Here is a 19,920-nt window from a genome sequence, read left to right as displayed (position 1 = left end):
CAAGTGGTACCAATTGTTTCATCCGCCGGCGGCGAGCTTCTTCCTGCGCCGGCGCTGTACGGAGCTGCCGATTCCCAGCGCCTCGCGGTACTTGGCGACGGTGCGGCGCGCGATGTCGAACCCCTCCGCCTTGAGCAGATCGACCAGCGTGTCGTCGGAGAGGATCTTCTTCGCGTCCTCGGCATCGATCAGCGCCTTGATCCGCGCCTTGACCGCCTGCGAGCTCGCCCCTTCGCCGTCGGCGCTGCCCACGCCGCTGGTGAAGAAGTATTTCAGTTCGAAGGTGCCGCGGTCGCAGTGCAGGTACTTGTTGCTGGTCACCCGGCTGACCGTGCTTTCGTGCATCTCGATCGATTCGGCCACTTCGCGCAGGGTGAGCGGCCGCAGCTCCGAAACGCCGCGGCGGAAGAAGCCTTCCTGCTTCTTCACGATCTCGGCGGCGGTCTTGAGGATCGTCTTCTGCCGCTGGTCGAGCGCGCGGATCAGCCAGTTGGCATCGGCGAGCTTCTCGCCCAGCCATGACTGCGCCGCCTTGCCCGGGCAGCCCTGCCGCAGCTCGACGTAATAGGCGCGGTTGACCACCAGGCGCGGCAGCGTCTCTTCGTTGAGCGCGATGTCCCAGCCGCCGTCCTTCGCGCGGGTGACGAGAATGTCGGGCACGACCGCGCTCTCCGCCGCGCCGCCGAAGCGGCAGCCGGGTTTGGGATCGTAGCCGCGCAGTTCCGCGAGCATCTCGGCGAAATCCTCGTCGTCGACGTCGCACATGCGCTTGAGCCGCGCGAACTCGCCGCGCGCGACGAGGTCGAGGTTGTCGATCAGCCGCGCCATGCAGGGGTCGTAGCGGTCGGCTTCCTGTGCCTGGAGCGCGAGGCATTCGCCCAGGGTCCGCGCGCCGACTCCGGTCGGGTCGAGCGACTGCACGACCGCGAGCGCGCGTTCGGCCTCGGCCAGCGGAATGGCGAGCTCATCGGCGATGTCGCGCAAGTCGGCCGCGAGATAGCCGGCCTCGTCTAGCAGGCCGATCAGGTGCCGCGCGACGAAAGCCTCACGCGCGTCGCCCGCCGCCGCGCCGACCTGCTCCTCGAGATGTTCGGCGAGCGTCGGGCCGCCGCTGCCGCGCTCGTCGATGCCGGGCAGGTCGTCGGACGGCGCGGAGGCGTGGGCGGCGCCCCATTCGCCGTCACCGGTGTCGCGGTCGCGGTCGAGCGCCGAGGGGTCGATGTCGAGCGCCCCTTCCCCGGAGACAGCGCCGCCATCCAGCGCGGTGTCGGCGCCGGGTTCCTCGGGCGGCAGGTCGATCGTCTCACCATCCTCGCGCTGGACCTCGCCGGCCTCGAGCAGCGGGTTCGCCTCCAGCGCCTCGCCGATGAACGTCTCGATCTCGAGGTTCGACAGCGCCAGCAGCTTGATCGCCTGCTGGAGCTGCGGCGTCATCACCAGCGACTGCGTCTGCCGGAGATCGAGGCGCGGCCCCAGCGCCATAAGTCAGCTCGCGACGTGCCGGGGGATCACAGGCTGAAGCTCTCGCCCAGATAGAGCCGGCGCACGTTCTCGTCGGCAACGAGATCTTCCGGCGTCCCGGCGAACAGCACCTGGCCGCCGTAGATGATGCAGGCGCGGTCGACGATGTCGAGCGTCTCGCGCACGTTGTGGTCGGTGATCAACACCCCGATCCCGCGCTGCTTGAGGTCGAGCACGAGGTGGCGGATATCGCTGATCGAGAGCGGATCGATGCCGGCGAACGGCTCGTCGAGCAACATGATCGAGGGCTTGGCCGCCAGCGCGCGGGCGATCTCGCAGCGCCGCCGCTCGCCGCCCGAGAGCGCCATCGCGGCGCTTTCGCGTAGCTTGACGAGACCGAACTCGTCGAGCAGCCGTTCCAGCTCCTGCGCGCGGGTCTCCTTGTCGGGCTCGACCATCTCCAGCACGCAGTTGATGTTCTGCTCGACCGTCATGCCGCGGAAGATGCTGGTTTCCTGCGGCAGGTAGCCGAGGCCGAGGATCGCGCGGCGGTACATGGGCAGGCTGGTGACGTCGTCGCCGTCCATCAGGATGCGGCCCGCGTCGGGCTTCACCAGTCCCATGATCGAATAGAAGCAGGTCGTCTTGCCCGCGCCGTTCGGGCCTAGCAGGCCGAGCACTTCGCCCTTGCCGACGGTGAGCGAGATGTCGGTCAGCACCGCGCGCTTGTCGTAGCTCTTGGCGATCGAGATAACCTCCAGCCCGCCTTCCTGGGGCAGGGGGGCGGTGGCGTCCGCGCGCTGCGCGGTCCCGGCGATCGGCTCTGGCGTGTCCATCGATCGGCCATGTAGCATCGCAGCGCGCGCTGGAAACCCCCGCGCGCGCCAGAACTGTCCGAAATTGGCAGGATTCGTGCATGACCCGCGGTGGACCGGATGGTCATGGCGCTTGCTTGCGAGGTCAGCCTCTGAAATACTCCGATTCGGATGAGGATATTGGGAGAAAGCGCATGGTGAAGGCGCTGCACCGGACTGACGAAGACAGGCGCAATCACGCGACCAGCCGCCACGAGGCGCGCGACTGGCGCAAGGGCATGAGCGACAACGTCGCCTACGCGCTGCTCGTCTATACCGCGCTGCAGATTTTCGTCACTGTCCATGCGATCAAGGAAGTCGGGTCCTCCATTCTGCCCTATCTCGCGCTCGTCGCGCTGGTTGCGGGCATCATTCCGGCGTGCCGCTGGTTCGAAAAGCGCTGGCGCGACCTTTCGGACGAGGAGGCGGCAGACCCCTCGCTCGCCGGCGCCTATCGCCGCGATCAGGTGCTGTTGTGGGCGCTTGCGATCTGTCTGCCGCTGCTCCTCACCGGCCTGTTCATGGGGATCGCGGCACTCGCCGCCTGACCCTCGCCTTGCGGCTGGGCCGCGCGCGCCCTAGCTGGGGCGCATGACCAATCCCGAGACTATTCGATGATCGACGGCGAGACCGTGCTCGCCCGCTGCGCGCAGCTGATCGAGGCGGCACGCCGCCACGGCGCAGATGCGGCCGATGCCGCCGCCCGCGCGCAATCGTCCGAAAGCGTGACGGTCCGCCTCGGCCAGCTTGAGGAAGTCGAACGGTCGGAGAGCGAGGAGATCGCGTTGCGCGTGTTCGTCGGCAAGCGCTCCGCCTCGATCGAGACGAGCGACTTCGCCCCCGCCGCGCTGAGCGACCTGGCCGAACGGGCAGTCGCCATGGCCCGCGCCGCGCCCGAAGACCCGCACGCCGGCCTCGCCCCGCAGGACCTGCTCGACCGCGGCACGGCGCCGGAGCTCGATCTCGAGGACAGTGGCGAGCCCGGTCCGGAGGCGCTGCGCGAACGCGCTCTGGCGGCGGAGGATGCCGCGCGCGCCACCGAGGGTGTGACCAACAGCGAAGGCGGCGGCGCCTCGTTCGGCCGCTCGCTCTTCGCGCTGGCGACCAGCCATGGCTTCGCCCGCGCTTACGGGGCGACGCATCACTCGCTCAGCGCGGTCGTGATCGGCGGGCAGGGCTCGGCCATGCAGCGCGACTACGCCATGCGCACGGCGCGCCATCTCTCGGACCTGCCTTCGCCCGAGGAGATCGGCCGGCTGGCGGGCGAGCGGACCGTCGCCCGGCTGAATCCCGAAATACCGAAAGGCGGGCGGATGCCGGTGCTGTTCGATCCGCGCGTCGGCGCGTCGCTGGTCGGCCACCTCGTCGGCGCGATGGCCGGCCCGGCGATCGCCAGCGGATCGAGCTTCCTGCTCGGCCGTGAGGGCGAGGCGATCCTGCCGGACGGAATCGAGGTGGTGGAGGATCCGCACCGGCCGCGCGGCCTGCGCTCGCGCCCGTTCGACGGCGAGGGTCTGGGATGCCGGCCGCGCAAGCTGGTCGAGCGCGGGGTGCTCGGCGGCTGGCTGCTCGACGTCGCGAGTGCGAACAAGCTCGGCCTCGCTCCCACGGGGCACGCTTCGCGCGGGGGCGGCACGCCGGGGGTCTCGGCCAGCAATCTGCACATTCCGGCCGGCCCGGTCTCGCGCGCCGAACTGATGGCGGACGTGGCCGAGGGCGTGCTGATCACCGAACTGGCCGGGCAGGGCGTCAACCCGGTGACGGGCGACTACAGCCGCGGCGCTTCGGGCTTTCGCATCGTGAACGGCGAGATCGCCGGGCCGATCGCGGAATTCACTATTGCCGGCAATCTGTTGGCGATGTTCGCCGCCCTGCGCACGGCCGACGATCTGGAGATGCACCGCGCGGTCAACGTCCCGACGCTGCGGGTCGAAGGAATGACAGTGGCAGGAACCTAGAGGCACACAGAAGTACCAGCGAGGGACTGCAGGCCGCCTCGCCGTCCTTCAGCTGCCCGAGTCCCCGCCAAGGCGGGGACTCGCAAACTGCTTCAGCCTTTCGCGCGCTCGATGGATTCGACGATGATCCGCTTGGCTTCCGCGGCATTGCCCCACTGGCCGACGCGGACCCACTTCTCCTTCTCCAGATCCTTGTAGTGGGTGAAGAAGTGCTCGATCTGCTGGAAGATGATCGAGGGCAGGTCCTTGGTCTCTGCGACGTCCGAATAATAGGGAAACGTCGTGTCGATCGGCACGCAGATCAGCTTCTCGTCGCCGCCGTGCTCGTCCTCGAGGTTGAGCACGCCGATCGGCCGCGCGCGGACGACGCAGCCGGGGATGAACGGGCTGCGCGAGATGACCAGCGCGTCGAGCGGGTCGCCGTCGGGGCTCAGCGTGTGCGGCACGAAGCCGTAGTTCGCCGGATAGCGCATCGGCGTGTGCAGGATGCGGTCGACGAACAGCGCGCCGCTTTCCTTGTCGAATTCGTACTTCACCGGCTCGCCGCCGGTCGGGACTTCGATGATGACGTTCAGGCTTTCGGGCGGATTGTCGCCCACGGGGACCATGTCGATGCGCATGCGTTCTCTCGTTCTTGTGGTCGGCCCCTCTCCCAGGACTTCGCGCGCCGCCTCTAGCGGGCCGCCGATATTGCGGCAACCGGTTCTCTCGCCTAAGCGCGCGCCATGTCGAAGACACCGCAAGCCATCCGTGGGACGCAGGATATTTTCGGGCCCGAGGCCGAGGCCTTCGCCCATGTCGTCGAGACGTTCGAGCGCGTGCGCAGGCTCTACCGCTTCCGCCGGGTGGAAATGCCGGTGTTCGAGAAGACCGAGGTCTTCGCCCGCTCGCTCGGCGAGACGACCGACGTGGTTTCGAAGGAAATGTATTCGTTCGAGGACCGCGGCGGCGAATCGCTGACCCTGCGGCCCGAATTCACCGCCGGGATCGCGCGCGCCTATCTGACGAACGGCTGGCGGCAGTACGCGCCGCTCAAGGTGGCGACGCACGGGCCGCTGTTCCGCTACGAGCGGCCGCAGAAGGGCCGCTACCGCCAGTTCCACCAGCTCGACGCCGAAGTGATCGGCGCGGCCGAGCCGCAGGCCGACGTCGAGCTGCTGGCCATGGCCGACCAGCTCCTGAAGGAGCTCGGCATCGCGGACGGGGTGACGCTGCAGCTCAACACGCTGGGCGACGGCGACAGCCGCGAGGCCTGGCGCGCTGCGCTGGTCGACTACTTCGCCGCCCACCGCGCGGAGCTGAGCGAGGATTCGCAGGACCGGCTGGAGCGCAATCCGCTGCGCATCCTCGACAGCAAGGACCCGCGCGATCGGGCCTTCGTCGCCGGTGCGCCGAAAATCGACGACTATCTGAGCGGTGAGGCGCAGGACTTCTTCGGTGCGGTCACCGCCGGGCTGGACGCGGCGGGTGTCGCATGGACCCGTGAACCCTCGCTGGTGCGCGGGCTCGACTACTATCGCCACACCGCCTTCGAATTCGTCACCGACCGCCTGGGTGCGCAAGGCACGGTGATCGGCGGCGGGCGCTACGACGGCCTGATGGAAAGCCTCGGCGGGCCGGCGACGCCGGCAGTCGGCTGGGCGGCGGGGATCGAGCGGCTGGCGATGCTGGTGGGGGAGCGAGGCGACTCGGTCGCCGACGTCGTCGTGGTCGTCGAGGACGATGCGCAGTTCGCCCGCGGCATCGAGGCGATCACCGCGCTTCGGCGCGAGGGCCTATCCGCAGAGCTCGTCGCCAGCGGTTCTCCCCGCAAACGTTTCGACAAGGCGGTGAAGATGGGCGCGGGGGCGATCGCGTCGATCTCCACCGCCGATGGAGCCGCGAAGATCAGCGTGCGGGCGGACGATACGCTCGCGGCGAGGATCGAGAGCCTGCTGCGATGAGAGTGGCTCCCTTCGTTTTCCCGGCGAACACCGGGATCGCTCTCCGCCAGGCCGTACGGTGCTGCACGCGATCCCAGCTTTCGCTGGGATGACGGTCGTGAAACGAGAGTCTAGCAAGTGACCATTCCCGCCGAACGTCTCGACCAGATCGCGCATCGCTTCGCTGAGCTCGAGGCGCGGCTGGCGTCGGGCACGCTCGAGGGCGAGGCGTTCGTAACGGCGAGCCGCGACTATGCCGAGCTCGAACCCGTCGCGCGTGCGGCGGAGGACGTGCGGACGATGCGTGGCGAGCTGGCCGAGCTCGAGAAGCTGGACGACGCCGATCCCGACATGAAGGCGCTGGCCGAGGAAGAGATCATGCGCCTGCGCAGCGCCTTGCCCGAGGCGGAGCGCGCGCTCTCCGTCGCCATGCTGCCGCGCGATGCCGCCGACGCGCGGCCGGCGATGCTCGAAATCCGCGCCGGCACCGGCGGGGACGAGGCGGCGCTGTTCGCCGCCGACCTGTTCCGCATGTACGAGCGCTTCGCGGCCGAGAACGGCTGGCGGGTCGAGACGATCTCGATGAACGCGAGCGATATCGGCGGGTTCAAGGAGATCGTCGCCAACGTCTCGGGCCAGGGCGTGTTCGCCCGGCTCAAGTTCGAAAGCGGCGTCCACCGCGTCCAGCGCGTGCCGGTGACCGAGAGCGGCGGTCGCATCCACACGTCGGCGGCGACGGTTGCGGTCCTGCCCGAGCCGAGCGAAGTCGACGTCGCAATCGACGACAAGGACCTCAAGATCGACATCTACCGCGCCAGCGGCGCCGGCGGGCAGCACGTCAACACGACCGATTCCGCCGTGCGCATCACCCACCTGCCGACCGGCCTCGTCGTGATCCAGCAGGACGAACGCAGCCAGCACAAGAACCGCGCCAAGGCGATGCAGGTCCTGCGCACCCGCCTCTACGACCTCAAGCGCGCCGAGGCGCAGGGGGCCGAGGCCGAGGCGCGCAAGGCGATGGTCGGCAGCGGCGACCGCTCCGAACGCATCCGCACCTACAACTTCCCGCAGGGCCGCGTGACCGATCACCGCATCGGCCTGACCCTGCACAAGCTCGACGAAGTCCTCGCCGGCCCGGGTCTTACCGAACTGATCGACGCCCTGACCGCCGAAGACGAGGCCAAACGCCTCGCAGCGATGGATGGCTGAGGATAAGCCCGCCAGCACCACCCCCCGGCCCCCTCCTCTGAAGAGGAGGGGGGGAAGCGAGCGCGACGGAATAGCCTCCTCCTCTTCAGAGGAGGGGGTTGGGGGTGGTGCCGCAGCCTCACGCGAACGCCTGCTGAAGCGCGCAGCGGAGTTACGGCGCGATCCGCCGGAGCCGGAGCGGCGCATCTGGAACGCCATTCGCCGGAGCAACCTGGCCGGGTACAAGTTCCGGCGACAGACTGTGATCGGCGGGCGGATCGTCGATTTCTTCTGCCCCGCGAAGGGGCTGGTGATCGAGATCGATGGCGATACGCACGATCCGGTCATCGATGCCCGGCGAGACCGAGCAATGCGCGAGCAGCACGGTTTCGAGACCGCGCGATTCACCAACCATGAAGTTATGAGCAATCCAGACGGGGTGCTGGAGCGGCTGGCGGCGATTCTGGATCGGATGCCGGAGAGGTGGTCGTGTACCTCCACCACCCCCCGGCCCCCTCCTCTGAAGAGGAGGGGGGGAAGTCAGCGCGGCGGAATAGCCCCCTCCTCTTCAGAGGAGGGGGTTGGGGGTGGTGGGGGAGCCACCGTCGGTGAAGTGTTGCGCCAGGCGGCGGAGCGGCTGGCGGGCACATCCGACACGGCGCGGCTCGATGCAGAGGTGTTGATGGCCCATGCGCTCGGCGTCTCGCGGTCGGACCTGTTGCTGCGGCATATGCGCGGCGCGGCACCGGAGGGGTTCGCGGCGCTGGTTGAGCGGCGCGCGGCGCATGAGCCGGTGGCCTATATCGTCGGCGAGCAGGAGTTCTACGGGCGGCCGTTCCGCGTCACGCCCGAGGTCCTGATCCCGCGCGGCGACAGCGAGGCGACCCTTGCCGCGGCGCTGGAGGGCACAGGGGCGATCGGCCGTCTGCTCGACCTGGGGGTGGGCTCGGGCGCGCTCCTGCTGAGTTTTCTTGCCGAGAGGCCCGGCTGGGATGGTGTGGGGATCGACCGCTCGGCCGGCGCGCTCGCGGTCGCCGGGGATAATGCGGTTCGGCTCGGCGCCGAGAGCCGCGTGCGGCTGCTGCTCGGCGACTGGCATGCGCCCGGTTGGCGCGAAGGCCTAGGCACGTTCGACCGCGTGATCGCCAATCCGCCCTATGTCGAGGAGGCGGCCGAACTCGCCCGCTCGGTGCGCGCATACGAGCCGGCCGGCGCGCTCTTCGCCGGGGCGGACGGGCTCGACGACTACCGCGTGCTGATCCCCCGGTTGCGTGGTCTGTTGGCCCCGGGAGGCGCCGCGGTGCTCGAAATCGGCGCGTCACAGGGCGATTCGGTCGGCGAAATCGCACAAGCGGCCGGATTCTCCACCGATCTGCGCCGCGATCTCGCCGGACGGCCCCGTGCGCTGATTTTGCGCTAGGGGGGTTGGCAAAGGGCACTGCGATAGCTAACTCTACTCCAAGGCCTCCTGGTTTGCGGCGTGTTCGCCTCCCGGCTGGGCCTCGTTCCGACATTTGCAACCGACCGGGCAACGAGACCTGTAGAGGTGCAGACGGGACACCCGCGATTCGCTCGGGAGCGGACGCGGGGAGGGGTCATGCGACCGCGCGGGCAATGGTGCCGTAAGGGCGGTCCCGAATGAGGAAGAGATTTCCTTGAACAATCATCGTAATAACAATCGCCGCCGCGGCCGCGGCAATCGCCCGCAGGGCGGCGGCAACCAGTCAAATCGGATCGACAGCAGGGCCCGCGGCAACGCGCCCCAGTTGCTCGACAAGTACAAGAAGCTGGCGCAGGACGCCCAGCACAACGGCGACCGCGTGCAGGCCGAATACTACCTGCAGTTCGCGGATCACTACTTCCGCGTTCTCGCCGACGGCAAGGCGCGCCAGGACGAGCAGCGCGGCAAGCGCTACGAAGAGCGCGACCAGGACGACGAGGACGAGGGTGAGGACGAGGGCGAAAGCCGCCGTCGTCAGCCCCGCAACGTCCGGAGCCGCCGCGAAGACGCGAACGACCGCACGGATGCAGGCGACCGCACGGATGCAGGCGACCGCGAGGAAAGCGAAGCGCAGGGCGGCGAGGATTCGGAATACGAACCGGTCGAGAATCCGTTCAAGCGCACCAGCAAACCCCGGGCCGAAGGGCGTCGGCCGCGCAAGCCGCGCGGCGAATCGCCCACCACGGACGGCGGCGAGATCGACGCCTCGGCGCTTCCGCCGGCCATCGGCGAATCCTCCGAAGGCGAAGCGCCCAAGAAGAAGCGCGCACCGCGTGCCCGCAAGGCGGCCGAGCCTTCCGAACCGGCCGACGATGGCGAAACGGTCCAGGCGGTCGGCTGATCGCAGCGCTCGGGAACCGGTAGTCGGGGCGGCACGGGCATGAGCCGTATGGGCCGGATCGGCAACTGGTTCGCCGCGCACCCGAAGCTGTCGGCCGCCTTGTGCGGCCTGGCTGCGGCAACCGGTTTTCCGCCGCTCCAGCTCTGGCCGCTGGCGCTGCTCGCGATCGGCGGTTTCGCCATGCTCGCGCTGGCGGCGCCGACCTGGCGTGCGGCCCTGCTGCGCGGCTGGATCTTCGGCGTCGCGCACTTCACCCTCGCGAACAACTGGATCGCGACGGCCTTCACCTATCAATCGGAAATGCCCGCCTGGCTGGGCTGGTTCGCCGTGCCGCTGGTCTCGCTGTACCTCGCCGTCTATCCGGCGATCGCGGGGCTGTTCGCCTGGTGGCTCGGCCGCCGGCTCGGCGCGGCCGCCGCGGCGTGCCTGTTCGGCGGCGCGTGGACGGTCTCCGAATGGCTGCGGAGCTGGGTCTTCACCGGCTACGCCTGGGACCCTCTGGGGCTGATCTTTCTCGGCCCGTTCGACCGGCCCGGGCTTGCCGCGCTGCTGCCGTGGATGGGTACTTATGCCCTCTCGGGGCTCGCCGCGCTGATCGGTTTTCTCCTCGCCGTGCTGCTGCGCGAGCGGCGCTTCGTTCCCCTTGCGGTCGCCTCCGTGCTGCTCGCGGCGGGAATGTACTGGCCCGCGCCGCCGGCCGGGCAGGGCACGCTGCGCTACACGCTGATCCAGCCCGACATTCGCCAGCAGGATCTGGACAACCCCGCCAAGTTCGAGGAGCAGTTCGCGCGCCTCGCCAGCCTCACCGCGCCGCGTGCGCCCGGCGGGGAGGGTGAGCGGCGGCTCGTCCTGTGGCCCGAATCGGGCGTGCCCGACTACCTGCGCGACGGCTATCCCCAGCGCTATTACGACCAGATGACCGCCGCGGGCGACCCGCGCTACGCACGCTGGCGGATTGGCCGGGTGATCGGCGAGGGCAGCGTGCTGCTGACCGGCGCGGTCGATCTGGAGATCGTCGACGGCCGTGCCGCCGGCGCGCGCAACGCGGTGACGGCGATCGATGCCAGGGGGCAGATCGTCGGCGGTTATGACAAGGCGCATCTCGTGCCCTACGGCGAGTACCTGGCGCTGCGCTGGCTGCTCGAACCGCTCGGCGCGACGCGGCTGGTGGCGGGGACGATCGACTTCTGGCCTGGGCCGGGGCCGCGCACGCTCGATCTCGGCGAATGGGGCCGGGCGGGCGTCCAGATCTGCTACGAGATCGTGTTCTCCGGCCAGGTCGTCGATCGCAGCGACCGGCCCGACTACATCTTCAACCCGTCGAACGACGGCTGGTTCGGGGCCTGGGGCCCTCCGCAGCATCTCGCGCAGGCACGGATGCGTGCAATCGAGGAGGGGCTGCCGGTTCTGCGCTCCACCACCACCGGGATCAGCGCGGTGATCGACGCGCGCGGGGTGGTCCGCCAGCACATCGGCATGCGCCGCGCCGACCGGATCGACGGCGTGATTCCGCCGGCCTATGCGCCGACCTGGTTCGCGCAGCTCGGCAACTGGCTGCCGCTCGGCTGGGCCGTGCTGCTGATCGCCGGATCGCTGGTTGCCACGCGGCTGCGGCGCGGCTAGGACGCTCCTTCGGACATAAAGTTATCTTTATATCGGATAATTTCGCCCATGCGCAGCACTTATCTCTTCACTTCCGAAAGCGTTTCGGAGGGTCATCCCGACAAGGTTTCGGATCAGATCTCCGACGCGATCGTCGACCTGCTCCTGGCGAAGGATCCGGAAGCCCGCGTGGCATGCGAGACGCTGACGACGACCCAGCGCGTGGTGCTGGCGGGCGAGCTCCGCTGCAAGGGTGTCTACGAGAACGGCGAGTGGATCGACGGCGCGCTCGCGGAGATCGAGAGCACGGTGCGCAATACGGTGCGCGAGATCGGGTACGAGCAGGGTGGCTTCCACTGGCAGACGCTGACTTTCGAGAACCACCTGCACGGGCAGAGCGCGCATATCGCGCAAGGCGTGGACGCCAGCGGCAACAAGGATGAAGGCGCCGGCGACCAAGGCATCATGTTCGGCTTCGCCTGCGACGAGACGCCCGATCTGATGCCGGCGGCGATCGACTACAGCCACAAGATCCTCCAGCGGCTGGCGGCGGACCGCAAGAGCGGCGTCGCGCCGTTCCTCGAACCCGATGCCAAGAGCCAGGTCACGCTGCGCTACCGCGACGGCAAGCCGGTCGCGGCGACCGCGATCGTGGTCTCGACCCAGCATGCCGACGGCTACGACGAGGGCGAGAAGGAAGCCGAGCTCAAGGCCTACGTGAAGCAGGTCGTCGGCGAAATTCTGCCCGAGGGGTTCCTGTCGGACGAGACCAAGTGGCACATCAACCCGACCGGCACGTTCGTGATCGGCGGGCCCGACGGCGACGCCGGCCTGACGGGCCGCAAGATCATCGTCGACACTTACGGCGGTGCTGCCCCGCACGGCGGCGGCGCGTTCAGCGGCAAGGACCCGACCAAGGTCGACCGCTCCGCCGCCTATATCAGCCGCTATCTCGCCAAGAACATCGTCGCGGCAGGCCTTGCCCGGCGCTGCACGATCCAGCTCGCCTACGCGATCGGCGTGTCCGAGCCGCTCTCGCTCTACGTCGACACGCACGGCACGGGGACGGTCGAGGACGACCGGATCGAAGACGCGATCCGGGGCATCGCCAAGCTCGGCGGCCTCACGCCGCGGGGCATCCGCACGCACCTGGGGCTCAACAAGCCGATCTACCGCAGGAGCGCCGCCTACGGCCACTTCGGCCGCGCGGCCGAGGGCGATTACTTCCCGTGGGAACGCACCGACCTGGCGGACGACCTCAAGGTCGCGCTCGGCTGAGGGCCCGCGCCCGGCGCGCGCCTTTCACGACAGATAGTTCGCCGTCGTCTTCTCGGCGACCTGCTCCGCGCTGACGCCCGGGGCCAGTTCGACCAGCCTGAACGGGCTGTCGTGGTCGGGACGCTGGAACACGGCGAGGTCGGTCACGATCATGTCGACCACGTTGGTGCCGGTCAGCGGCAGGGTGCACTGGGGGATGAACTTGGGGCTGCCGTCCTTGGCGGTGTGCTCCATGACCACGATGATCTTCTTCACGCCGGCGACGAGGTCCATCGCGCCGCCCATGCCTTTGATCATCTTGCCGGGGATCATCCAGTTGGCGATGTCGCCGTTCTCGGCCACTTCCATCGCCCCCAGGACAGTCAGGTCGATATGCCCGCCGCGGATCATGCCGAAGCTCGTCGCGCTGTCGAAATAGGCGCTGTGCGGCAGTTCGCTGATCGTCTGCTTGCCGGCGTTGATCAGGTCCGGGTCGATCTCGTCCTCGTAGGGGAAGGGGCCGATGCCGAGCATGCCGTTCTCGCTCTGCAGCGTGACGTGCATGCCGGCCGGGATATGGTTCGCCACCAGCGTCGGAATGCCGATGCCGAGGTTCACGTAGTATCCGTCTTGCAGCTCCTGCGCCGCGCGTGCGGCCATCTGGTTGCGGTCCCAGGGCATGGTCAGCCTTCCTTGGTGCTTAGAAGTGTGGGGGTGTCTAGAAGTGTGGGGGCGAGGAACCAGCCGTTGCCGATCAGCGCATCGAGCGCGGAGGCGGCAGCAGGGTCCTTGAGGTAATCGTAGAGCTCGTCGAAATCGCTTCGCTCGTCGCCAAGGATGGCGACCAGGCAGTGGGTCTGCGACAGCTCCTGGCGGCGGAGCTGTTTGCGGTCTTCGGCCCGGCGCATCAGCAGAATGCCGTCGTCGGTCGTGGGATCGAGCCCGGTTTCGATCAGGCGCTTGCGCAGCGTGCCGGCTTCCGCGGCCGAGGCGTCGCTGATCCAGAAGACGAACACGCCTTCCAGCCGCAGCGCGTGAAGGCCGTCCGCAAGCGCCGGATCGGGCGGCAGCGCGGAGAAATCGCGCGCCCCGGATGCGGGGTCGAGGTCGACCAGAACCGCGGAGGGGCGGACCGAGCATTCGGTCGTCTCGGGCTGCAGCGATCCGGGCACCGCGAGGATCGCCGAACGGCGCGGCGCGGCGACGGGGTCGAGCGCCGCCTGCTCGCGCGCGTAGGTGAAGAAGGCCTGATAGGCGCCGGGCGGGGCGAGGGTCGGCGCGAAGGGTTCGCCCTCGGTCGCGGTTGCGCCGGAGGGCGCCGCGCCCCTCTCGTCCTCGGCCTCGTCGGAACCGGGTTCGTCGTCGCCCAAGGCCTCGTTCCGAAGGACGACACCCCCGGCGGCGAGCGGAATTGCAGCGGCGACGCAGCCGCCGAGCATCATGGCGAGCGCCGATGCCGCGAGGGCGGCCTGGAGCCGCCGCACGGTCATGCAGCCTCGCGCTCCCGCACGGTGCGGAACTCGATCTTCTTGTCGTAGGGCGCGCCGACGATCATCCGCTGGACGTAGACGCCGGGCAGGTGGATGCAGTCCGGATCGAGGCTTCCGACCGGCACCACTTCCTCGACCTCGACAACGCAGATCTTGCCGCAGGTCGCGGCGGGCTGGTTGAAGTTGCGCGCCGTCTTGCGGAACATGAGATTGCCGGTCTCGTCCGCCTTCCATGCCTTGACGATCGCCAGGTCGGCGAAGATGCCGCGTTCGAGGATATAGTCCTCCCCGTCGAAAGTCTTCACTTCCTTGCCTTCGGCCACTTTCGTGCCGACGCCGGTCTTGGTGTAGAAGCCCGGAATGCCCGCGCCGCCGGCGCGCATGCGCTCGGCCAGGGTTCCCTGCGGGCAGAACTCGACCTCGAGCTCGCCGGCGAGGAACTGCCGTTCGAACTCCTTGTTCTCGCCGACGTAGGAGGAGATCATCTTCTTCACCTGCCGCGTGCGCAGCAGCTTGCCGATCCCTTCGTTGTCGATACCGGCATTGTTGCTGCAGAAGGTCAGCCCCTTGACCCCGCTGTCGCGAATGGCGTCGATCAGGCGTTCGGGAATGCCGCACAGGCCGAAGCCCCCCGCGGCGATGAGCATATCGTCCTTCAGCACCCCTTCGAGGGCGGCGGCGGCATCGGGATAGAGCTTGTTCATCAGGCCTCCATATCGTGCCAAGCTGTTAGGCATAGCGCGATCTGCTGTCACCCCCGGTTACGCTGCACATGCGATTCGTGCCGGTCGGAGCGGCGCAGTTTCGTGACGGGATCATGACAAGAATGGAATGAAATCGAACAAGTTAGCGATTATCGTTGCATATTTTGCACTACGAAATGAGCTTTTCGCACTTGCACAAAAGTGTGCTGCAGCGCACATAGGGCGGGCCTTTACAGGCATCCTCTCCCAAGACTTTCAAGGCCCGGTCCTCGCGACCGGGCCTTTTTTCTTTCCAGCGCCCGGGCGCCCCATTAGGCAACCGATGGCCTTCTCGTTCATTTGACTCGCAGTGATCCGTCCCTAGCTAGGAGCGGTAACCCTCATTGGACTTGAGCAGGGAGAAATGGACGGATGGCCGATCTCGACGCGGCGGTAGAAGACAAGGCGGTCCGGCTCCAGGTCGCGGCGGCTCGGCAAGAAGAAAGCGGAAGGGGGGTCGCCAGGCTACCGCGTTCAGCATTTCAGGCGCTCGGCATCACCGAAGGCGACGTCGTGGAGATCCACGGCAAGCGCACGACCGCGGCCATCGCCATGGCGGCGTACGACGAGGACCAGTCGCTCGACGTGGTCCGGCTCGACGGCCTGCAGCGCAACAATGCCGAGTGCGGATCGGGCGAGCACGTGCGCGTGGCGGTGGCCGAATCGCGCCCGGCCTCGCGCGTGATCTTTGCCCCGGCCAGCCGCGAGATGCGCCTGCAGGGGCCGACCCAGGCGCTGAAGCGCAACTTCTTCAGGAAGCCTCTCGTTGCCGGCGATCTGGTCGCCACGACCGGCCAGCAGCCGGTGCAGAACATGCCGGCGGAGGTCCAGCGCATGTTCAATGCGCCGGCCTATGCGCTCACCCAGATCCGCCTGACGGTCGTCTCGACCGCGCCCAAGGGCATCGTGCATATCGACGAAAACACCGAAGTCGAGCTGCGCGCCGAGTTCGAAGAGGCTCCGACCGGGCGTGCGGTGGTCAACTACGACGACGTCGGCGGCATGGACGACACGATCCAGCAACTCCGCGAAATGGTCGAGCTGCCGCTGCGTTACCCCGAGCTGTTCACCCGCCTCGGCGTCGACCCGCCCAAGGGCGTGCTGCTCCACGGCCCGCCGGGCACCGGCAAGACCCGGCTGGCGCAGGCGGTCGCGAACGAGAGCGATGCGCAGTTCTTCACCATCAACGGGCCGGAGATCATGGGCTCCGGCTATGGCGAGAGCGAGAAACGCCTGCGCGAGGTGTTCGAGGAAGCGGCCAAGCACGCGCCGGCGATCGTGTTCATCGACGAGATCGATTCGATCGCGCCCAAACGCGCGCAAGTCGCGGGCGAGGCGGAGAAGCGTCTGGTCGCGCAGCTCCTGACGCTGATGGACGGGCTCGAGGCGCGCTCCAACCTCGTCGTGATTGCAGCAACAAACCGGCCCGACGCGGTCGACGAAGCGCTGCGCCGCCCGGGCCGCTTCGACCGCGAGATCGTAATCGGCGTGCCCGACGAGAAAGGGCGGCGCGAGATCCTCTCGATCCACACCCGCGGCATGCCGCTGGGCGACCGGGTCGATCTGGACGAGCTTGCCCGCGTCACGCACGGCTTCGTCGGTGCCGATATCGCGGCGCTCGCGCGCGAGGCGGCGATCGACGCGGTCCGGCGGATCATGCCCAAGCTCAACCTCGATGAACGCACGATCCCGGCCGAGGTGCTCGACGAGCTGTCGGTGACGCGCGAGGATTTCCTGTCCGCGCTCAAGCGCGTGCAGCCGTCCGCCATGCGCGAGGTCATGGTCCAGGTGCCGCGGGTCGGCTGGGACGACATCGGCGGTGTCGACGATGCGATCGACATGCTGAAGGAAGGGATCGAGCTGCCGCTCAGGAACCCCGAGGCCTTCCGCCGGCTGGGCATTCGTTCGGCCAAGGGGTTCCTGCTCTACGGTCCGCCGGGCACCGGCAAGACGCTGCTGGCCAAGGCCGTCGCCAAGGAGGCCGAGGCGAACTTCATCTCGATGAAGAGCTCCGACCTCCTCTCCAAGTGGTATGGCGAGAGCGAGCAGCAGATCGCCCGCATGTTCGCCCGCGCGCGCGCGGTGGCGCCCTGCGTCGTGTTCATCGATGAGATCGACAGCCTCGTCCCCGCCCGCGGGTCGGGGCAGGGCGAACCGCAGGTGACCGGCCGCGTGGTCAACACGATCCTTGCCGAGATGGATGGGCTGGAGGAACTGCAGTCGGTCGTCGTAATCGGCGCGACCAATCGCCCGACGCTGATCGATCCGGCGCTCCTGCGGCCCGGGCGGTTCGACGAGATGGTCTATGTCGGCACGCCCGATCAGAAGGGGCGTACGCAGATCCTCGGCATTCATACTGCGAATATGCCGCTGGCCGGGGATGTCGATCTGGCGGATATTGCGGCCCAGACCGACCGTTTCACCGGCGCCGATCTGGAAGACGTCGTGCGCCGCGCCGGCCTCAACGCACTGCGGCGCGCGGGCGGCGAGGTCGAGCAGGTCACGGGGGCCGATTTCTCCGAGGCGCTTGGCGATTCGCGCGCGACGGTTACCCAGGCAATGGAGGAAGAATATCGCAAGATGCGCGGCGAGCTGAAGAAGCGGGCGGCCGAGGCCATGCCGATCGGCTTCATCAGCGAAGGCATGGTCGAATCGACGCGCGAGAAGAAGCACGGATAACGCCACTCTCCCCCTCCTCTTCAGAGGTGGGGGAGGGGGGCTTAGTCGTTCGCCTTTACCGCGGCGTTCGCGTCGTCGACGCCGAGGCGGTGGCGGATCAGCGCATCCGGCATATTCACCCGCAGCCATTGGAGCATGTGTTCCCGCACCGCGCAGCGTAGCGTCCACAGGTCGCTGATGGTCGCCGCGCTCACGGCAATGCGCAGCTCCACGCTTTCCGGATAGGCCTCGGTCATCAGCAGTTCCGCCGTGCGCCCGTCCCATTCCTCGCGCGTGGCGACGAAGCGTTCGAACTCCGCGCGGACTGGAGTGATCTCGGCCGCCGGGTCGAGGTGGAGGAAGACCGGTCCGCTCAGCCGCTCGCTTTCGCGGGACCAGTTCTCGAAGCTCTTCTCGAGGAACGCGCTGGTCGGCACGATGATCGCGCGCTCGTCCCACGTGCGCACGATCACGAAGCTCATGCGGATTTCCTCGACCCGGCCGGAGAAGCCCTCGATCACCACCAGGTCGCCGATCCGCAGCGGTTCGGTAAGCGCCATCTGCAGGCCGGCGATGAGTGATTTGAGCGCGGGCTGCGCCGCCGCGCCGACCGCCAGCGCGGCGAGGCCGGCCGAGGCCATCAGCGTCACGCCCACGTCGCGCACGCCCGGGATCGCCAGCAGCATCATCGCCACCGTCAGCAGGACGATGAGGAACGCGGCGGTGCGCGAGAGGATCGCAACCCGCGTGCGGCGGCTGCGCGCCGTGATCGGGTCGGCGGAAAGCTCGCCGCGCATCTGCAGTGCGGCGGCGAAGGCACGCACCAGCGCGAGCGCGACCCAGCCGACCAGGGCGGGAACGACGAACGGCGCAATCCACCGCCAGATCCCCTGGATATTGGGGTTGGCCTGCGCCACTGCTGCGATCGCAATTGCGACGACCGACCAGCGGATCGGCCGCGCGAGACGGGCGAAGAGGAGTTCGTCGACCTCCGATTGCGAACTGCGCGCCAGGCGGAGCAGCAGCCCGAAGACCAGGCGGTGGATCACGAACGCGACTGCGATCGCTACTCCGACGGCGATGGCGGCCACCGCCACTTCGCCCCAGGCGATGGTCCAGTTCCGCGGATCGTAGCGCTCGAGCATCCTGCCCGAGCTACGGCGTCAGCCGTTCACTGGCAAGCGATGGCGATCACCGGGTGCGCGGGATCGTAATCGTGACTTCCACCCCGTCCTTGCCGAACCGGCGGTCGATCTCGCCGCGGAGCTGGCGCGCCGCGCTGGTCATCAGGAGGCTGCCGAAACCCTTGTGCTCCGGTTCCTTGCCCTCCGCGTCGCCATGCTCGCGCCACTCGATGGCGATCGATCCATCAACCTCGCGCCAGCGCACTTCGAGCAGGTCGCCCCTGCTCCAGGCGCCGTACTTGACGGCATTGGTCGTTAGCTCGTGGAGCACCAAGCCCAGCGGCGTGACCTGCTTGGCCGGCAGGTCGATCTCGGGCCCGTCGATCTCGGCGGGAAGCTTCTCCGAACGATAGGGCGCCAGCGTCGTCTCGATCAGCGCGCGCAGCGAGGCGACCGGTCGCTCGAGCGTTCCCTGCGTCACCTCGTGGGCGGTCAGCAAGGCATGGATGCGGTCGGAAATCCGCTCGACCACGGGCTTCGCCTCCGGGGTATCCTTGGCGCTCATCCGCACGATCGCCAGGATCACGGCGAACAGGTTCTTGACCCGGTGGTTGAGCTCGCGCGCGAGCAGGTCGGCGCGGTCGCGCGCTTCGCCCAGCGCGGCCGCCTGCGCCGCCTCCGCCTCGGCACGCGCGGCACGGGTGACGAGGACATAGCCGAGTGCCAGCGCCACCAGCAGCATCAGGAGGACCGCGCCGAGCAGCGGAAGCACACGGCCTTCGGCGCGCGCGGTCTCGCTTGCCGCCCGGATCAGGATGCGGTTCTCGATCTGCTCCATCTCGCGCGTCGCGCGGCGCAGGCGGGCCATGACTTCCGCGCCGCGATCGTCGAGGATGCCGCGGCGGGCCTCGATCACCCGGCGCTGTTCGACCAGTTCGATCGTTTCCGCCATCTCGGCGAACTTCGATTCGGTCAGGCTCTCGATCTCGTCGATCAGCTCATGCTGCCGCTGGGTCGCATCGGGGCCAACCAGTTCGCGCAGACGGTCGAGCGTGGGTCCATACTGTTCGCGCCCGACGAGGTAGGGTTCGAGATAGCGACGGTCGAGCGTCAGCAGATAGCCGCGTTGCCCCGTCTCGGCGTTGAGCGCGGCGCGGTTGATATTGCGCAGCTCCATCAGGATCTCGCTCGTCTGGCGCACCTGCTCCCGCTCGGCGCGTTCGGCCTCGATCGTCTGGAAGACCAGGAACAGGCCGGCGAACAGCGCCAGGGCGATCAGGCCCAGCACGGCCAGATTGCCGACGTGGCGGCGGCGCAGCCG

At 68.4% G+C, this 19,920-nt stretch carries 17 protein-coding genes and 1 pseudogene; 10 read left to right on the top strand and 8 right to left on the bottom strand.

The annotated features are described in order from the left end of the window. Window positions 1–18: 18 nt before the first annotated feature. Window positions 19–1,482 (bottom strand): RNA polymerase factor sigma-54, encoded by a 1,464-nt coding sequence (gene rpoN / locus AC3A5N_RS04580; protein ID WP_487736115.1) that lies wholly within the window; start codon window positions 1,480–1,482, stop codon window positions 19–21. A gap of 26 nt (window positions 1,483–1,508) precedes the next feature. Beyond that, on the bottom strand, window positions 1,509–2,297 hold the full coding sequence (gene lptB, locus AC3A5N_RS04575) for an LPS export ABC transporter ATP-binding protein (RefSeq protein ID WP_487736114.1): 789 nt from the start codon (window positions 2,295–2,297) through the stop codon (window positions 1,509–1,511). Window positions 2,298–2,470: 173 nt separating this feature from the next. Here lptB and AC3A5N_RS04570 point away from each other — a divergent pair, with 173 nt between their 5' ends. Both AC3A5N_RS04570 and AC3A5N_RS04565 read left to right on the top strand, forming a co-directional pair. Then, window positions 2,471–2,863 carry a hypothetical protein gene (locus tag AC3A5N_RS04570; protein ID WP_487736113.1) on the top strand — a complete coding sequence of 131 codons (393 nt, stop codon included), beginning with the start codon at window positions 2,471–2,473 and terminating at the stop codon, window positions 2,861–2,863. Between the two features lie 66 nt (window positions 2,864–2,929). Beyond that, window positions 2,930–4,273, top strand: a complete 1,344-nt coding sequence (locus AC3A5N_RS04565) for a TldD/PmbA family protein (RefSeq protein WP_487736112.1) — start codon at window positions 2,930–2,932, stop codon at window positions 4,271–4,273. 92 nt (window positions 4,274–4,365) lie between these two features. Here the strand turns inward: AC3A5N_RS04565 and ppa are convergent, their stop codons facing one another. After that, the gene (ppa, locus tag AC3A5N_RS04560; protein ID WP_487736111.1) at window positions 4,366–4,893 is read right to left on the bottom strand and encodes an inorganic diphosphatase; all 528 of its coding nucleotides are present in this window, start codon (window positions 4,891–4,893) and stop codon (window positions 4,366–4,368) included. Window positions 4,894–4,998: 105 nt separating this feature from the next. Between ppa and hisS the strand changes: the two genes are divergently transcribed. The 7 genes and pseudogenes from hisS (at window position 4,999) to metK (ending at window position 12,605) form a co-directional block, all read left to right on the top strand. Further along, window positions 4,999–6,216: a histidine--tRNA ligase gene (gene hisS / locus AC3A5N_RS04555; protein WP_487736110.1), complete on the top strand. Its 1,218-nt coding sequence runs from the start codon at window positions 4,999–5,001 to the stop codon at window positions 6,214–6,216. A 117-nt stretch (window positions 6,217–6,333) separates the two neighbouring features. After that, window positions 6,334–7,404, top strand: coding sequence for a peptide chain release factor 1 (gene prfA / locus AC3A5N_RS04550; protein ID WP_487736109.1), 1,071 nt, complete (start codon window positions 6,334–6,336; stop codon window positions 7,402–7,404). Then, a pseudogene (locus AC3A5N_RS04545) lies at window positions 7,397–7,786 on the top strand (endonuclease domain-containing protein); the annotation flags it as partial. The gene prfA and the pseudogene AC3A5N_RS04545, both read left to right, overlap by 8 nt. A gap of 210 nt (window positions 7,787–7,996) precedes the next feature. Then, a complete protein-coding gene (gene prmC, locus AC3A5N_RS04540) occupies window positions 7,997–8,803 on the top strand; it encodes a peptide chain release factor N(5)-glutamine methyltransferase (protein ID WP_487736319.1) in 807 nt (268 codons plus the stop codon). Between the two features lie 235 nt (window positions 8,804–9,038). Continuing rightward, a complete protein-coding gene (locus AC3A5N_RS04535) occupies window positions 9,039–9,725 on the top strand; it encodes a DUF4167 domain-containing protein (RefSeq protein ID WP_487736108.1) in 687 nt (228 codons plus the stop codon). Between the two features lie 48 nt (window positions 9,726–9,773). Further along, the gene (gene lnt, locus AC3A5N_RS04530) at window positions 9,774–11,348 is read left to right on the top strand and encodes an apolipoprotein N-acyltransferase (RefSeq protein ID WP_487736318.1); all 1,575 of its coding nucleotides are present in this window, start codon (window positions 9,774–9,776) and stop codon (window positions 11,346–11,348) included. Between the two features lie 48 nt (window positions 11,349–11,396). Further along, window positions 11,397–12,605, top strand: a complete 1,209-nt coding sequence (gene metK, locus AC3A5N_RS04525; protein ID WP_487736107.1) for a methionine adenosyltransferase — start codon at window positions 11,397–11,399, stop codon at window positions 12,603–12,605. Window positions 12,606–12,629: 24 nt separating this feature from the next. Here metK and AC3A5N_RS04520 read toward each other — a convergent pair whose 3' ends face one another. Genes AC3A5N_RS04520 through AC3A5N_RS04510 form a run of 3 tightly spaced genes read right to left on the bottom strand, consistent with a single transcriptional unit; the run spans window position 12,630 to window position 14,778 of the window. Further along, window positions 12,630–13,265: a CoA transferase subunit B gene (locus tag AC3A5N_RS04520; RefSeq protein ID WP_487736106.1), complete on the bottom strand. Its 636-nt coding sequence runs from the start codon at window positions 13,263–13,265 to the stop codon at window positions 12,630–12,632. A gap of 2 nt (window positions 13,266–13,267) precedes the next feature. After that, complete coding sequence (locus tag AC3A5N_RS04515; protein ID WP_487736105.1) at window positions 13,268–14,074, bottom strand: hypothetical protein; 807 nt, start codon at window positions 14,072–14,074, stop codon at window positions 13,268–13,270. After that, window positions 14,071–14,778: a CoA transferase subunit A gene (locus AC3A5N_RS04510; protein ID WP_487736104.1), complete on the bottom strand. Its 708-nt coding sequence runs from the start codon at window positions 14,776–14,778 to the stop codon at window positions 14,071–14,073. Before AC3A5N_RS04510 ends, AC3A5N_RS04515 begins: the two co-directional genes overlap by 4 nt. Window positions 14,779–15,189: 411 nt before the next feature. Between AC3A5N_RS04510 and AC3A5N_RS04505 the strand changes: the two genes are divergently transcribed. Then, the gene (locus AC3A5N_RS04505; protein WP_487736103.1) at window positions 15,190–17,496 is read left to right on the top strand and encodes a CDC48 family AAA ATPase; all 2,307 of its coding nucleotides are present in this window, start codon (window positions 15,190–15,192) and stop codon (window positions 17,494–17,496) included. 41 nt (window positions 17,497–17,537) lie between these two features. On the opposite strand, the gene AC3A5N_RS04500 is transcribed toward AC3A5N_RS04505, so the two are convergent. Then, complete coding sequence (locus AC3A5N_RS04500) at window positions 17,538–18,620, bottom strand: mechanosensitive ion channel family protein (protein WP_487736102.1); 1,083 nt, start codon at window positions 18,618–18,620, stop codon at window positions 17,538–17,540. 46 nt (window positions 18,621–18,666) lie between these two features. Then, window positions 18,667–19,887 (bottom strand): sensor histidine kinase, encoded by a 1,221-nt coding sequence (locus tag AC3A5N_RS04495; RefSeq protein WP_487736101.1) that lies wholly within the window; start codon window positions 19,885–19,887, stop codon window positions 18,667–18,669. Window positions 19,888–19,920: the final 33 nt, after the last annotated feature.

The organism is Pelagerythrobacter sp. Soil_C_18 (assembly GCF_057657235.1).
The sequence above is the reverse complement of the archived record's forward strand: the minus strand, read 5'-3'. Positions and strand labels throughout refer to the sequence as shown.

What these genes read in the sequence shown, in the direction of transcription:
- rpoN (WP_487736115.1), bottom strand. Translation starts at nt 1,482, where the DNA reads ATGGCGCTGGGGCCGCGCCTCGATCTCCGGCAGACGCAGTCGCTGGTG.
- AC3A5N_RS04510 (WP_487736104.1), bottom strand. Translation starts at nt 14,778, where the DNA reads ATGAACAAGCTCTATCCCGATGCCGCCGCCGCCCTCGAAGGGGTGCTG.
- AC3A5N_RS04500 (WP_487736102.1), bottom strand. Translation starts at nt 18,620, where the DNA reads ATGCTCGAGCGCTACGATCCGCGGAACTGGACCATCGCCTGGGGCGAA.
- metK (WP_487736107.1), top strand. Translation starts at nt 11,397, where the DNA reads ATGCGCAGCACTTATCTCTTCACTTCCGAAAGCGTTTCGGAGGGTCAT.
- AC3A5N_RS04505 (WP_487736103.1), top strand. Translation starts at nt 15,190, where the DNA reads ATGGCCGATCTCGACGCGGCGGTAGAAGACAAGGCGGTCCGGCTCCAG.
- AC3A5N_RS04515 (WP_487736105.1), bottom strand. Translation starts at nt 14,074, where the DNA reads ATGACCGTGCGGCGGCTCCAGGCCGCCCTCGCGGCATCGGCGCTCGCC.
- lptB (WP_487736114.1), bottom strand. Translation starts at nt 2,297, where the DNA reads ATGGACACGCCAGAGCCGATCGCCGGGACCGCGCAGCGCGCGGACGCC.
- AC3A5N_RS04520 (WP_487736106.1), bottom strand. Translation starts at nt 13,265, where the DNA reads ATGCCCTGGGACCGCAACCAGATGGCCGCACGCGCGGCGCAGGAGCTG.
- lnt (WP_487736318.1), top strand. Translation starts at nt 9,774, where the DNA reads ATGGGCCGGATCGGCAACTGGTTCGCCGCGCACCCGAAGCTGTCGGCC.
- hisS (WP_487736110.1), top strand. Translation starts at nt 4,999, where the DNA reads ATGTCGAAGACACCGCAAGCCATCCGTGGGACGCAGGATATTTTCGGG.
- AC3A5N_RS04565 (WP_487736112.1), top strand. Translation starts at nt 2,930, where the DNA reads ATGATCGACGGCGAGACCGTGCTCGCCCGCTGCGCGCAGCTGATCGAG.
- ppa (WP_487736111.1), bottom strand. Translation starts at nt 4,893, where the DNA reads ATGCGCATCGACATGGTCCCCGTGGGCGACAATCCGCCCGAAAGCCTG.
- AC3A5N_RS04570 (WP_487736113.1), top strand. Translation starts at nt 2,471, where the DNA reads ATGGTGAAGGCGCTGCACCGGACTGACGAAGACAGGCGCAATCACGCG.